The sequence below is a fragment of the Methylophilus sp. DW102 genome (assembly GCF_037076555.1).
Taxonomy (GTDB): Bacteria; Pseudomonadota; Gammaproteobacteria; order Burkholderiales; family Methylophilaceae; genus Methylophilus; species Methylophilus glucosoxydans.
The window spans coordinates 1,839,027-1,851,577 of record NZ_AP029023.1; the positions used below are offsets into that span (position 1 = coordinate 1,839,027).

The 12,551-nt window shown below is 51.6% G+C and carries 12 protein-coding genes and 2 tRNA genes; 6 read left to right on the forward strand and 8 right to left on the reverse strand.

Annotated features, from left to right (window positions below; genetic code table 11):
- The first annotated feature begins 15 nt into the window (after window positions 1-15).
- Window positions 16-1,392 (forward strand): ATP-binding protein, encoded by a 1,377-nt coding sequence (locus tag AACH41_RS08500; RefSeq protein ID WP_338654447.1) that lies wholly within the window; start codon window positions 16-18, stop codon window positions 1,390-1,392.
- A gap of 114 nt (window positions 1,393-1,506) precedes the next feature.
- Window positions 1,507-1,597: transfer RNA gene (locus tag AACH41_RS08505), tRNA-Ser, on the forward strand.
- Window positions 1,598-1,698: 101 nt separating this feature from the next.
- On the opposite strand, the gene AACH41_RS08510 is transcribed toward AACH41_RS08505, so the two are convergent.
- Together AACH41_RS08510 and AACH41_RS08515 are read right to left on the reverse strand one after the other, a co-directional pair.
- A complete protein-coding gene (locus tag AACH41_RS08510; protein WP_338654449.1) occupies window positions 1,699-2,085 on the reverse strand; it encodes a BLUF domain-containing protein in 387 nt (128 codons plus the stop codon).
- 200 nt (window positions 2,086-2,285) lie between these two features.
- Window positions 2,286-2,468, reverse strand: a complete 183-nt coding sequence (locus tag AACH41_RS08515; protein ID WP_338654452.1) for a hypothetical protein — start codon at window positions 2,466-2,468, stop codon at window positions 2,286-2,288.
- A gap of 125 nt (window positions 2,469-2,593) precedes the next feature.
- Here AACH41_RS08515 and AACH41_RS08520 point away from each other — a divergent pair, with 125 nt between their 5' ends.
- Window positions 2,594-4,045 (forward strand): acetamidase/formamidase family protein, encoded by a 1,452-nt coding sequence (locus AACH41_RS08520; protein WP_338654453.1) that lies wholly within the window; start codon window positions 2,594-2,596, stop codon window positions 4,043-4,045.
- A 138-nt stretch (window positions 4,046-4,183) separates the two neighbouring features.
- Here the strand turns inward: AACH41_RS08520 and AACH41_RS08525 are convergent, their stop codons facing one another.
- The 4 genes from AACH41_RS08525 to uvrB are packed head-to-tail and all read right to left on the reverse strand — an operon-like array spanning window position 4,184 to window position 7,962.
- The gene (locus tag AACH41_RS08525) at window positions 4,184-4,738 is read right to left on the reverse strand and encodes a hypoxanthine-guanine phosphoribosyltransferase (RefSeq protein ID WP_338654454.1); all 555 of its coding nucleotides are present in this window, start codon (window positions 4,736-4,738) and stop codon (window positions 4,184-4,186) included.
- 5 nt (window positions 4,739-4,743) lie between these two features.
- The gene (gene galU / locus AACH41_RS08530; protein ID WP_194747895.1) at window positions 4,744-5,613 is read right to left on the reverse strand and encodes a UTP--glucose-1-phosphate uridylyltransferase GalU; all 870 of its coding nucleotides are present in this window, start codon (window positions 5,611-5,613) and stop codon (window positions 4,744-4,746) included.
- Window positions 5,614-5,665: 52 nt separating this feature from the next.
- Complete coding sequence (locus AACH41_RS08535; RefSeq protein ID WP_313987966.1) at window positions 5,666-5,932, reverse strand: SemiSWEET transporter; 267 nt, start codon at window positions 5,930-5,932, stop codon at window positions 5,666-5,668.
- A complete protein-coding gene (gene uvrB / locus AACH41_RS08540; RefSeq protein WP_194747899.1) occupies window positions 5,929-7,962 on the reverse strand; it encodes an excinuclease ABC subunit UvrB in 2,034 nt (677 codons plus the stop codon). The genes AACH41_RS08535 and uvrB overlap by 4 nt, the downstream gene beginning before the upstream one ends.
- 163 nt (window positions 7,963-8,125) lie before the next feature.
- Here uvrB and AACH41_RS08545 point away from each other — a divergent pair, with 163 nt between their 5' ends.
- Together AACH41_RS08545 and AACH41_RS08550 are read left to right on the forward strand one after the other, a co-directional pair.
- On the forward strand, window positions 8,126-9,136 hold the full coding sequence (locus AACH41_RS08545; protein WP_338654457.1) for a tetratricopeptide repeat-containing serine protease family protein: 1,011 nt from the start codon (window positions 8,126-8,128) through the stop codon (window positions 9,134-9,136).
- 189 nt (window positions 9,137-9,325) lie between these two features.
- Window positions 9,326-10,540 (forward strand): pyridoxal phosphate-dependent aminotransferase, encoded by a 1,215-nt coding sequence (locus AACH41_RS08550; protein ID WP_338654459.1) that lies wholly within the window; start codon window positions 9,326-9,328, stop codon window positions 10,538-10,540.
- Between the two features lie 90 nt (window positions 10,541-10,630).
- Here AACH41_RS08550 and AACH41_RS08555 read toward each other — a convergent pair whose 3' ends face one another.
- Window positions 10,631-11,356 (reverse strand): hypothetical protein, encoded by a 726-nt coding sequence (locus AACH41_RS08555; protein ID WP_338654460.1) that lies wholly within the window; start codon window positions 11,354-11,356, stop codon window positions 10,631-10,633.
- A gap of 289 nt (window positions 11,357-11,645) precedes the next feature.
- Window positions 11,646-11,721: transfer RNA gene (locus AACH41_RS08560), tRNA-Asn, on the reverse strand.
- A gap of 221 nt (window positions 11,722-11,942) precedes the next feature.
- On the opposite strand from AACH41_RS08560, the gene AACH41_RS08565 reads away from it, so the two are divergent.
- On the forward strand, window positions 11,943-12,488 hold the full coding sequence (locus AACH41_RS08565; protein WP_338654462.1) for a hypothetical protein: 546 nt from the start codon (window positions 11,943-11,945) through the stop codon (window positions 12,486-12,488).
- The last annotated feature ends 63 nt before the right edge of the window (window positions 12,489-12,551 follow it).

Below are 12,551 nucleotides of genomic sequence, written 5' to 3' on the forward strand. Positions count from 1 at the left end.
GACCGGATACACAAGATGATGAAAAAATGGCTAGGCACCATGTCGGTTCGTATTTTCCTGATCACGGTGATCGGTATTCTATTGACCGCCACCACGGTCAGGATGCTGGGACAGCGGGACTTTAAAGAAAATGAATCTCGCATGCGCGACCAATTTGCCTTTGACCGCATTGAGAGCATGGTGCGCATACTTGAAGCCACCGTCCCCGAAAAACGCGTCGAAATTCAAGACGTGTTTAAGCGTATGGGCAGCCACGTCACCATTGGCGCCAACAAACCTTCACAGGTGCCCGCCTTACCCGCAGAACTGGCGCACTTGAATACCTTGCTGGTGCCCGAAGTAGCAGACATGATTGATCTGGTGCCGCTCAGCCATTGTGCTCCGCGCCGCATGCCAGTCCCGCCGCCTACGATGGGTTTTTCACCGCCTCCCCGTCCCCATGGACAATGCCTGGCCATTTACACCCACCTTGAAGACCAGACACCGGTACTGATCACTCTGCACTATGGCGGCCATAGACCACCGCCACCGCACGAACGCAACCCGTTAGCCATTTTACTGGCCTTCCTCGGCTTACTGCTGATCATTTGGACCGTAGCCTCCGTGGCCACCAGACCCCTGCGTAAACTGGCCGATGCGGCCTTGCAGCTCGCCCATAATATCGAGCATCCGCCACTGCCAGAAAATAAAGGCTCGACAGAGGTCCGCCATGCCGCCAAAGCCTTTAATGAAATGCAACGCAGCATCCTCAAGCATATTCAGGAGCGTGGCTTTATTCTGGGGGCCATCGCGCATGACCTGCAAACACCGTTGACCCGTCTGCGCTTGCGCCTCGAAAAAGTCAAAGACCCAGAACTCAAGCAGGGACTGATCAAAGACCTGACCGCCACCCAGGAAATGGTCCGGGAAGGACTGGATTTTGCGCGCCTGTGTGGTGAAAACATCCACAAAAACAAAGTGGATCTCACCGCCCTGGCGACGGCTGTTTGCGACGACTTTGAAGACGCAGGCCAAGCCATTCAAAAAACACTACCCGAACAGGCAATCACCGTCATGGGCTCAGCCCATTTGCTCACACGCTGCCTCACCAACCTGCTCAACAATACCATTGCCTATGCAAAAACGCCTGCCTTATCCATTCAAGTCAAAGGTAAACAAGTCATCTGTACCGTCTCGGACAATGGCCCAGGCATTCCTGAATCTGCCCTAACCAGCGTGCTGGAACCGTTCCGGCGCCTGGAGGACTCACGCTCCCGCCAGACAGGTGGCACCGGCCTCGGCCTGGCCATTGCACGAATGATTGTTGAAAAACACGGTGGAAAAATGACACTGAACAACAAGACAGCCCCTGAAACCGGCCTGGTCGTGCAGATTGTGCTACCACTGAACTAAATCAGCCGTTGCGTAACACTGCTTGCATATTTTTGTTGAAGCGCGAGGCCACCACAGTGTAGACTAGCGCCCTTATCAAGGCTTGCTGGTCGCAATGATTTCGCAAGACCTCCCGGAGAAGTGGCAGAGCTGGTTGAATGTACCTGACTCGAAATCAGGCATACGTGAAAGCGTATCGGGGGTTCGAATCCCCCCTTCTCCGCCAGTCATCTCAGGCATGAGAAATCAGTAGCTGGATTCCGATGACATTTTAGTCACGCCTGTTTAATGTTCACTCATTCATTCTACCCGCTTAGAACAAGCACACTACTCGACATCGAGTCGACTCATTTTTTGCTTGAAGCTGTTTACAGAAAAGTCAGCCGCGGCAAGACATGCAGCAATATCAAATTGATTGTCGCTGATATCAATATAGCCCATTCCCCAGTCAGCATATAGCCTACCTGGCAGATCTCCGCTGAGGATCATCACGATATTTTTGTGTCGCCGATCACGCAGGATATTCGCTAGCAGCGCATCGACACTGGACGCTTCTCCTTCAAAATATTGCGTGAAATTTAAGCTATCAAACAATAATACACCGGTAATTCCATCACGGCTGTTTGCAGCACGCGCAGTTTTAACGATCTCAGGCACCACCAATACGTCGTAGTGCTCTTGGTTTAATACGCTTGTATACAGAACAAATTTCATGGCTGTGCTCATGTTTTGAGATACTTAATGATATACGATAAATAATTGATCAATATATATTTAAAGCGTCATGTTTGATCTCGTCTGATCGTCGCAACAGTTCTAGCAAGCGCGCAAGCCCCGTCCTGACTGATCCGACAACCCCGTGGCATCAATAACTGCCTGATCCTGCATCAAGCTCGACTACGTTGTTTAACGTATTAATCAACGATGACTTCGGTGCGAGCATAGTAACAAACAAGCTTGGCAGTAAACCGTGCAATGGTGATCAGCCCTTCTGTTTCTCTTTTCTTCAGGCCCGCGAGATCGGTGGTCAGCGCAAAAGAGTAACAGGTCATAGAGCGCAACTTCCCCATATTCAGCCAGCCCCCAATAGGCGGCATGCACACCTCTTATCCGTCATTCAGCCGCTCTCAAGCCTTGTTCCTTGAGCCAACGACTATCACGCCTAGCAGCGCCATGTTAACGAGCTCACTTGCACATTCTTAACCCAGTGGAGTCTTTCAATATGTCAGAGCATACTTGTAGTCCCGGTTGTCAGCATGGCGTTACCCCAGGTAATGAAGCACACATCAAAGAAGAGTTTCACGAGGCAAGGAGGTCTTTTTTAAAAGATGCCTTTGCCGTCGGCAGCACCACTGCCGCGCTTGGCGCGATGGGGATTACCATGTCGTCAAACGCCTTTGCCCAGAGTCCCAAGGTCGGTACGGGCCGCGCCAATCATTTTTATGTCCCTGCCAATGACAAAACGGTCCATTGGGGATTTTTCAGTAAATCCCTCAAACCGTTAATTGAGGTCGAGTCTGGGGACTATGTGACCCTGGAAACCCTGACCCACCATGCCAATGATGATGCCGAACGGATGGTGAGAGGCGATGCGGGCGCAGAAAGTGTGTTTTACTGGGATAGCAAACGCAAAGGAGTAGACCGTCGCGGGATAGGCGCCATGAATGCCAAAGTGGGCGCAGGGGGTGGCTTAGGTGTCCATATTTGTACCGGGCCGATTGCAGTTAAGGGCGCTGAGCCGGGTGATATTCTGGAAGTCCGCATTGTGGATGTCACTCCCAGACCTAGCGCTAACCCCTTGTACAAGGGCAAGGCCTTTGGCAGTAATGCTGCCGCCTGGTGGGGATTTCATTACGGTGACACGATAGAGGAGCCGAAAAAACGTGAAGTGATCACCATTTATGAAGTCGATGCGACCGGCGAAAGAAACTATGCGTCCGCAGTGTATAACTTCCGCTGGACGCCACAAACCGATCCATTCGGAATTGTGCACCCCATCATTGACTACCCAGGCGTCCCGGTCGACCATAAAACCATCAAAGAAAATCATAATGTACTGAAAAACGTCCGTATCCCTATCCGTCCGCACTTCGGTACTATGGGGGTCGCGCCAAGTGAAGCTGACATGGTCAACTCGATTCCTCCCAACTACACCGGCGGCAACATAGATAACTGGCGCATTGGTAAAGGCGCCACGCTCTACTACCCGGTATCGGTGTCAGGCGGCTTATTTTCGGTCGGCGATCCGCATGCGTCACAAGGCGATTCCGAGCTGTGTGGCACGGCCATCGAGTGTTCTCTGACCGGCACTTTTCAGCTGATTTTGCATAAAAAAGCCAGCCTGCCCGGCACGGCACTGGAAAGCCTGAAATATCCACTGCTGGAAACGCAAGATGAATGGCTGCTTCATGGATTCAGTTATCCAAACTACCTGGCGGACTTGGGGCCAGATGCGCAGAATAGTATTTTTGCCAAATCCTCGGTCGATTTAGCCTTGCGCGATGCCTACCGCAAAATGCGCGATTTCTTGATGACTACCCAAGGATTGAGTGAAGACGAGGCGATCTCACTGATGTCAATTGCGGTTGACTTTGGCATTACGCAGGTGGTGGATGGCAACTGGGGCGTGCATGCGTTGGTGAAAAAAAGCATTTTCCCGCCGCGCAAAAATTGATCATGCGCCAGAGCATCAGCCTGATAAATTGCTAATGGAAAGGCAACGCGCCTCTCCGTTAGCAAATCTATTTAAGAAGATGGAAGCGTTCTTGAGAAAAGCAGGATTGATCAAAGCCGCATGAAAGGCATGCAGTGACTAGATTAAAGCGCGAATCTCGGGCAAATTGCGCCACCAGCCATACACGTCCATGCCGCAGCCAAATACGTAGCGGTTTGGCACCACCAACCCGACCACATCGGCTTGCAATGGCTTTTGCAAGCCATTGTCTTTTTCAGTCAGCACCGCGGTGAGCACGTGGCGCGCACCTGCCGCATGGCAAAAGCGCACCACTTCTGCCAAGGTAATCCCCTCATCCAGAATATCGTCCACAATCACCACGGTTTGGTCACCCAGGTCTAACTCGGGCTGCTTGCTCCAGACAATTTCATGGCCAGCCGTGCCGTGATAGCGATTGGCCTGCAAGTAGTCTATTCGTGCTGGCAGATTGAGTCGCGCCATTAATTGACCGGCCAGATAAAGGCCGCCACGCATCACGCAAAGCAACACGATGCTTTCGCTAGCAAGGTCTTGCATGCGCTGCTGCAACTGTAACGCAACGCGCTCCATGGCGGCGTTGACCTCTTCTGCGGTAAATACCACCTGCGACTGCGCCAGCCAGTGCGCCGGCGGTTGATCCTGCGGTGCAACCATGCGCGTTAGAGGCTCAGGGTTTTCAGATACGCTCTGAAGCTGTCGGCGATTTCGGGATGTTTGAGACCCAACTCAACGTTGGCCTGCATAAAGCCGAGTTTGCTGCCGCAATCATAGCGTTTGCCCTTGTAGCGGTACGCCATGACTTTCTCGTACTGCATCAAGGCAGAAATACCGTCTGTCAGTTGAATTTCGCCGCCTTTGCCTGGCTTGACGTGCTCCAGGCACTCAAAAATGCGTGGGCTCAATACATAACGACCGACCACGGCCAGGTTGGAAGGTGCTTCTTCCGGTTTTGGTTTTTCTACCATGCCTTTCACTTCGAGCAAGTCATCGGTTTTTGCCACGGCATCCACCACACCATAGCTGCTGGTTTCTTCTGGTGCAACCGTTTCAATGCCCAAAATGGAGCATTGCTGCTCTTCATACATGTCTACCATTTGCTTGGTGATGGATACATCACCAACCAGCAAATCGTCCGCAAGTAAGACTGAAAATGGCTCATCCCCGACCACAGGCTTGGCGCAAAGCACAGCATGTCCCAGGCCCAATGCTTGTGACTGGCGGATAAAGACGCAGCTGACGCCTTTGGGCAGAATGCTGTGCACGATATCCAGCAGTTTTTGCTTGCCGGCCGCCTCGAGTTCAGCTTCCAGTTCATAGGCCTTGTCAAAGTGGTCGGCAATCGAACGTTTGTTGCGACCCGTGATAAAAATTAACTCGGTTGCGCCAGCGGCAATCGCCTCTTCGGCTGCGTATTGAATCAGCGGCTTATCGACGACAGGCAGCATTTCCTTAGGGCTAGCCTTGGTCGCTGGCAAAAATCGGGTCCCTAGCCCTGCCACCGGGAAGACTGCTTTTGTAATTTTTTTCATGGTCGTATCCTAATAAATAAAAATAGTTATAACAAAAGAATAAAGGTGTGACTCAAATTTTTAATATAGATTTCAACTTTAAGCAAAGAACGGTCCCTGCCAGCAATGCCGTCACCGCATTGGCGATAATCACCGGCCAATCTCCGATCAAGAGACCATAAATCAGCCATAACACCACGCCAGAAGTGAAAATGGTGTACATCGGCAACGAGATGCCGCTTAAATCCCTGGTACGCCATGACTGCAAAACTTGTGGGATAAAGGCTAACGTGGTGCACACGGCAGCGATTGATCCAATACAGGTGTTTACTATGCTCATTTCAAATCTTCTACTTCGGCACCAAAGGCCTGTAACTTGAGTTTTTTGAGTTGATCCCTGAATTGGGCCGCCTTTTCGAACTCAAGGTTTTTGGCCGCGTCGTGCATGGCTTTTTCAATGCGCTTGATTTCCTTAGTCAGCATTTTTTCGCTCATGCTTTCATAGCTGGCCTGTTCCTGCGCAGCCTTGCGTTCACGCTGGGCCTCATCCTTGTCATAGACGCCATCAATGATGTCTTTAATGCGCTTGGTGACGCCTTTGGGCGTAATGCCATGCTCGGCGTTAAACGCCAATTGAATCTTGCGGCGGCGGTCCCCTTCATCCATCGCCAGCTTCATGCTGCGTGTGATGCTATTGGCATAAAAAATGACGCGCCCATTCAAATTACGCGCCGCACGGCCCGCCGTTTGAATCAATGACCGCTCAGAGCGCAAAAAGCCCTCTTTATCGGCATCCAGCACGGCCACCAGCGACACCTCGGGGATGTCCAGGCCTTCACGTAGCAGGTTAATGCCGACCAGCACATCAAACTCACCCAGGCGCAAGTCACGGATGATCTCCACGCGTTCCACCGTATCAATATCGCTATGCAAATAGCGGACCTTGACGCCATGTTCGCTCAGGTAATCCGTCAGGTCTTCAGCCATGCGCTTGGTCAGGGTTGTTGCTAGCACGCGTTCGCCCACGGCGACACAGCGTTTGATCTCGCCGAGCAGATCATCTACCTGAGTATCGGCAGGTTTGACGGTAATTTCAGGGTCTACCAGTCCGGTTGGCCGAGCAATCATTTCCACCACTTGCTGCTGATGCTCTTTTTCGTAATTGGCAGGCGTGGCCGAGACAAATACGCATTGCCGCATAATACGCTCAAACTCTTCAAACTTGAGCGGACGATTATCCATGGCCGAGGGCAGGCGCCAGCCATAATCCACCAGGTTAGCCTTGCGTGAGCGATCACCCAGATACATGCCCCCAATTTGCGGCACGGTCACATGGCTCTCGTCTATGATCATCAGCGCTTCAGCGGGCAGGTAATCAATCAGCGTCGGCGGCGGGTCGCCGGGGTTGCGGCCCGTCAAATGACGGCTGTAATTTTCAATGCCTTTGCAAAAGCCGATTTCGTTAAGCATTTCGAGGTCAAAACGCGTGCGCTGTTCGATGCGCTGCGCTTCTACCAGCTTGTTTTCACTCAGGAAAAAACTGACGCGCTGACGCAGTTCTTCCTTGATGGTTTCCATGGCCCTTACCGTCGCTTCACGCGCGGTCACATAATGGCTGGACGGGAAAATACGGAAATTGTGTATCTTGTTAAAAATCTGGCCCGTCAGCGGATCAAACAACTGAATGGTATCAATCTCGTCATCAAACAGATTGATTCTGACCGCCGTTTCACTGTTCTCTGAAGGGAATACGTCAATAATGTCGCCCCGGACACGGAAGCAGCCCCGGCTAAAGTCAAAGTCGTTGCGGTCATACTGCATGGCAATCAGGTGCGCAACAATGTCCTTTTGTGCAATCTTTTTGCCCTGATGAATATGCAACACCATGCCATGGTATTCGCCTGGATCACCAATACCGTAAATGGCCGAAACAGTAGCCACAATCACTGCATCTTCGCGCTCGAGCAAGGCTTTGGTCGCTGACAAACGCATCTGCTCAATGTGTTCGTTGATGCTGGAGTCTTTTTCGATAAACAGGTCGCGCGAAGGCACGTAGGCTTCCGGCTGGTAATAATCGTAATAGCTGACGAAATACTCGACGGCATTATTGGGGAAAAACTCGCGGAACTCGCTATAAAGCTGTGCAGCCAAGGTTTTATTCGGTGCCATGACAATCGCCGGTTTGCCGGTGCGCGCAATCACGTTCGCCATGGTGTAGGTCTTGCCAGAGCCTGTCACCCCCAGCAAGGTTTGAAACTTGAGGCCGTCATGAATCCCCTGCGTCAATTTTTCAATTGCCTGTGGTTGATCCCCAGCCGGCGGAAAGGGCTGGTGTAATTCATATTTACTACCGGGGAAAGTAACGATCACAACAACAGTCTGTGCATGGGATAAATAATATACGTTTCTATTTTAACTGCTTTTGCGCAGACAGGCATATGATTTACAATTTTCTCAACTACTTTGCGCCTGAACTTTTATCGCAAGTACCAGTCAGTTAAACCACAATGAATCATATTCTTTTGGGGGTCGCGTGAAATTCCTTTTAATAGCCATTCTGGCACTCGGTACACCAGCGGCGCAAGCCTACAATCAGCAAGCCCTGATGGAAGCTTACTTTGGTGTGGTGATGATCCGCGGCTACAACCAGGAAGGTGGCATGGCCTATGGTTCCGGCGTGGTGGTCAGCGACAATTCAGTGGTCACCAATTGCCATGTCTTGCGCGCAACCAAACAGCCCTGGGTCTCCCGTGGCGAAGACAGCTACCCAATCACCAGCGTACGCGCAGATGCCTGGCATGATTTGTGTCTGGTGACCACTAGCAATATGCCCTTCAAGCCAGTCCCGCGCGGCAACAGCCTGGCCTTGAGTCGCGGCCAGGAAATCACCGCGATTGGACACTCAAATGGTGTGCCTGCGCCGATCACTTCTATTGGTGAAATTCAGGGTTTGTATCCTACGCCTGCCGGCAATATGATCCGCAGCAGCGCCAAGTTCCTCATGGGAGCCAGCGGCAGCGGCTTGTTTGACATGGATGGCAAACTGGTGGGCATCAATACCTTTAAAACGGCAGGCAATGGTGGCAGCATTCACTTTGCATTGCCCGTCGAGTGGCTGGAGACCCTGGAGAAAATGCCAGCCAGTAACGTCTTTCCAGTGTCAGGCAAAGCATTGTGGGAGGAAGACGAAGACAAAAAACCCTACTATATGCGTGCTGCCGTGCCCGAATCCCGTCAAGATTGGCCCGCACTGGCGCAAGTCAGCCAGCTTTGGACCCAGCAAGAAACAAGTAGTCCAGATGCCTGGTTTAGTCTGGGGCTGGCAGAAATGTCACTCAAGCACTTTGATGTCGCCGCCTCCGCCTTTAGCCAAGCCGTCAAACTGGACAAACAGTTTGTTGAGGCCTGGTTTAGACGTGGTGAAATGGCCCAGAAACTGGGCGACCAACACACCGTGCATGAGATTGAGGGCCAGTTACAACAAATAGATCCCACCCTGGTGCCTGTCTACCATGCTTATCTCGGCTGCGGCAAACAATGTTAAATCTTCCTGTCATCATTTTCGCCTCACCGCCCCGCCCGGGGCGACCAGCTTAAAACAACTGGCGCGCCTCGCGCGCGCCTTTCACTTCCCTATCCGCTTGTTTTTGCGTAAAATATTGCGTTTTTCATTTTTTTGCAGGCTGCATACGCAGCCTGCTTATTAAGCATACGACCCAACAAGGAAGTGATCTTGAACCAAGCTGCTGCCAACGTGCTGTCCGCACGCGTGTTATCCATTAAAGAATCGCCCACCCTGGCCATTACAGCCAAAGCGGCCAAATACAAGTCTGAGGGCCGCCCTATCATAGGCCTGGCGGCAGGCGAACCTGATTTTGACACGCCACAACATATTAAAGATGCAGCTAAGGCAGCGATTGACGCCGGGTACACCAAATATACCCCTGTGAGCGGGATTCCCGCCCTCAAAAAAGCCATCGTCAACAAATTCAAAAACGAAAATGGCTTTGATTACGCAGCCAATGAAGTGATTGTTGGCGTCGGCGGCAAACAAACCATTTTCAATCTGTGTCTGGCGGTGTTAAACCCAGGCGACGAAGTCATCGTGCCTGCCCCCTACTGGGTGAGCTATGCCGACATTGCCATGGTCGCAGAGGCAAAACCGGTGATTATCGAATGCGGGATTGAGCAAGGCTTTAAACTACTGCCCGCGCAACTCGAAGCAGCAATCAACAGCAAAACCAAACTGGTGATGTTTAACTCACCTTCCAACCCAACCGGCGCAGTCTATAGCCTGGACGAGCTCAAGGCGCTGGGCGAGGTGCTGCTCAAACATCCACATGTGCTGGTCGCAACTGATGACATGTATGAACACGTCAACCTGACCGGCGAAAAATTCCACAACATCCTCAATGCCGCGCCAGGCCTCAAAGACCGCTGCATTGTGCTCAATGGGGTGTCCAAAGCTTACTCCATGACCGGCTGGCGTATCGGTTATGCCGCAGGCCCGGCCTACATCATCAAGGCGATGGAAATCCTGCAAAGCCAATCCACCAGCAACCCGACCTCAATTTCGCAATATGCGGCCGAGGCAGCATTAAGTGGTTCTCAGGACTGCATCAAGCCCATGGTCGCGGCCTTCCGCGAACGCCATAAATATGTGGTTAACCGCTTTAATGCAATGCCAGGCTTGAGCTGCCTGATGGCGGGCGGTGCGTTCTACGCCTTCCCGGATGCACGCCAAGCCATTGCCAACCTGCACCAGGCTGGCAAAATCAAGGAAACCACCGATATGGCGCTGGCAGAATACCTGCTTGAAGAGCACAATGTCGCCGTGGTCCCAGGCTCTGCGTTTGGCGCAGAAGGCTACTTCCGCATCTCGTTTGCCACCAGCATGGAAAACTTACGCGAAGCATTAGACCGCATCGAGCACGCACTTAAGGTTTAACAAGATCGTCCCAAATAGACTCACCAAAAAGCGCCTGCGGGCGCTTTTTGCTTTTGCATCGCAACACCTGTCACAAAATCAGTGTAGCGCTCAAAACAAGCGTATCAGCCTAAAACTCCATAGTTTTTCTGCGCTTTGCGCAGGGTTCAAGGTCGAGACTGCCATACCCATCTGCAAGGTATAACGCTCGCTCGCATCGAAATGTACTTGTGGCGTCAATCGGTAACGCCAAGTACCGCCGCGGCTGACTTCCTGATTTATTTCCATGCCCAAGGTCACGCGCGTCGATGCATCATAAAACACCGAGTGATTAAGCAAATAGCCAGCCCTGGCACGCCGATTGACATCCTGTACACGCAGTCCCAGCATACTCAGCGACGACCATGGCTCAGTCCATCGTTTGGCGACAATATAGGTTGCATCGACAGAAACAGTTTTACTATGTTTATGCATATCAACAAAAGCCTGCCAACCGGTGGCCATGCCTCGCGCAGAGGAAACCTGCAGCGTCTGCTGAATGGCCAATTTATAGCGTTCGTGCCGCGTATTCTCGATAGGCAATTCCAACTCCACCCCAATGTCGTCCGCCAGGCCATATTCAAGCTCAGGCGCCCAGCTGACATCCCCAGTCGCCGCACTCACATCCACCAGCGCATTTACCTCCAGATCGCCCTGCTTCACCCCCAACGGTCGCACCAGATCATAGACCATAGGCTCAGGCACTCTTAACACATGATCACTATGCGCAGCATCCGTTTCAAGAAATAGCGCTTCTTCAGAAGCCTCCGAAACAAGGGTGCTGGTTAACAGCCACACATAAGCACAAACAACAGCACAGACGTTCACAATTACATTTATACAAATATAAAAACCACATCATACCAAGCAAGCGACCACCGCCCCAAGTGATTCATCCTCACTTAGGCTATTATTGTTTAATATGGACATAGCCTTTGGAAGCAAACAGCAATGATCAGGCGTTTGCAAAATAAACAAAGAGAGACGAAAGAATGCATCAGGATAAGGTGATCCGATATTGCGAAGCGCTTCGCAATGCTGCAGAAAAGCAAAAAGGCCTCACATCTCTGCAAGGCCTTTTTATATTTGGCTCCTCAACCTGGGCTCGAACCAGGGACCTACGGATTAACAGTCCGGCGCTCTACCGACTGAGCTATTGAGGAATCGGTACGTCGTTTGAAGGCGCTATATTACTGAGACCACGCCCCTTGGTCAACCACTTTTTGCGAAATATTTTATATTTTTTTGGCCACAGGCCAGCCATCTGCAAAATGCCACTCACGCTGCAAATTTTCGGCAAATTTTTGTAATATTCAGCTTGTCCAAGCTTGACAGACTTAGGCATGTAAGGTTATGAGGATATAATATTTCCAGGAGAATAAAGATGCATAGCATGGTGGCAAAAATTTCACACCTGGATGGTCAGGTCGAGGCAGTCAACGCAATGGGCCAGCACCGGCCACTGATCGCCGGCGACTGGTTACGCGAGGGTGAGTGTATTGTGGCGCATGATGGCGCTCAGGTTTCGCTGGAGACTGCGACTGGTGAACGCTTGCAGGTGCAAGGTCTGCAAACCATGACACTGAGCGCGCAATTGACGGCGGATTATCTGCCGCATGCCAGTGATGATGCGATTGATGCACAATTGTTGCAACATGTCCTCTCCTCATTACAGGCGGGCGATACCGAACTGGATATTTCTACCCTCTTACAATCACCGCCTGAGTTTGCCGCTTTTGCGGCCCCAGCGGATCATCCGCCACAAGCGGATGCCTTGCATATCGCTGACTTGATCCCTGAACAAGCCGCCGCTGAACATGGTCCATCCAGTTTAGCGCCTAACGATAGTGTCGCGTTGATGGTTGCCACCGCATTGCCTAGCGAGATCGCGCTGCAGCAGCAATTATTAAAAGACATGGATCAACACTAATCTTGTGAGTGATGTCTGCTAAAAGCCTTGCATTGTTGCAAGGCTTTTTACTTATGCGGGCCT

What these genes read in the sequence shown, in the direction of transcription:
- AACH41_RS08500 (WP_338654447.1), top strand. Translation starts at nt 16, where the DNA reads ATGATGAAAAAATGGCTAGGCACCATGTCGGTTCGTATTTTCCTGATC.
- AACH41_RS08510 (WP_338654449.1), bottom strand. Translation starts at nt 2,085, where the DNA reads ATGAAATTTGTTCTGTATACAAGCGTATTAAACCAAGAGCACTACGAC.
- AACH41_RS08515 (WP_338654452.1), bottom strand. Translation starts at nt 2,468, where the DNA reads ATGCCGCCTATTGGGGGCTGGCTGAATATGGGGAAGTTGCGCTCTATG.
- AACH41_RS08520 (WP_338654453.1), top strand. Translation starts at nt 2,594, where the DNA reads ATGTCAGAGCATACTTGTAGTCCCGGTTGTCAGCATGGCGTTACCCCA.
- AACH41_RS08525 (WP_338654454.1), bottom strand. Translation starts at nt 4,738, where the DNA reads ATGGTTGCACCGCAGGATCAACCGCCGGCGCACTGGCTGGCGCAGTCG.
- galU (WP_194747895.1), bottom strand. Translation starts at nt 5,613, where the DNA reads ATGAAAAAAATTACAAAAGCAGTCTTCCCGGTGGCAGGGCTAGGGACC.
- AACH41_RS08535 (WP_313987966.1), bottom strand. Translation starts at nt 5,932, where the DNA reads ATGAGCATAGTAAACACCTGTATTGGATCAATCGCTGCCGTGTGCACC.
- AACH41_RS08565 (WP_338654462.1), top strand. Translation starts at nt 11,943, where the DNA reads ATGCATAGCATGGTGGCAAAAATTTCACACCTGGATGGTCAGGTCGAG.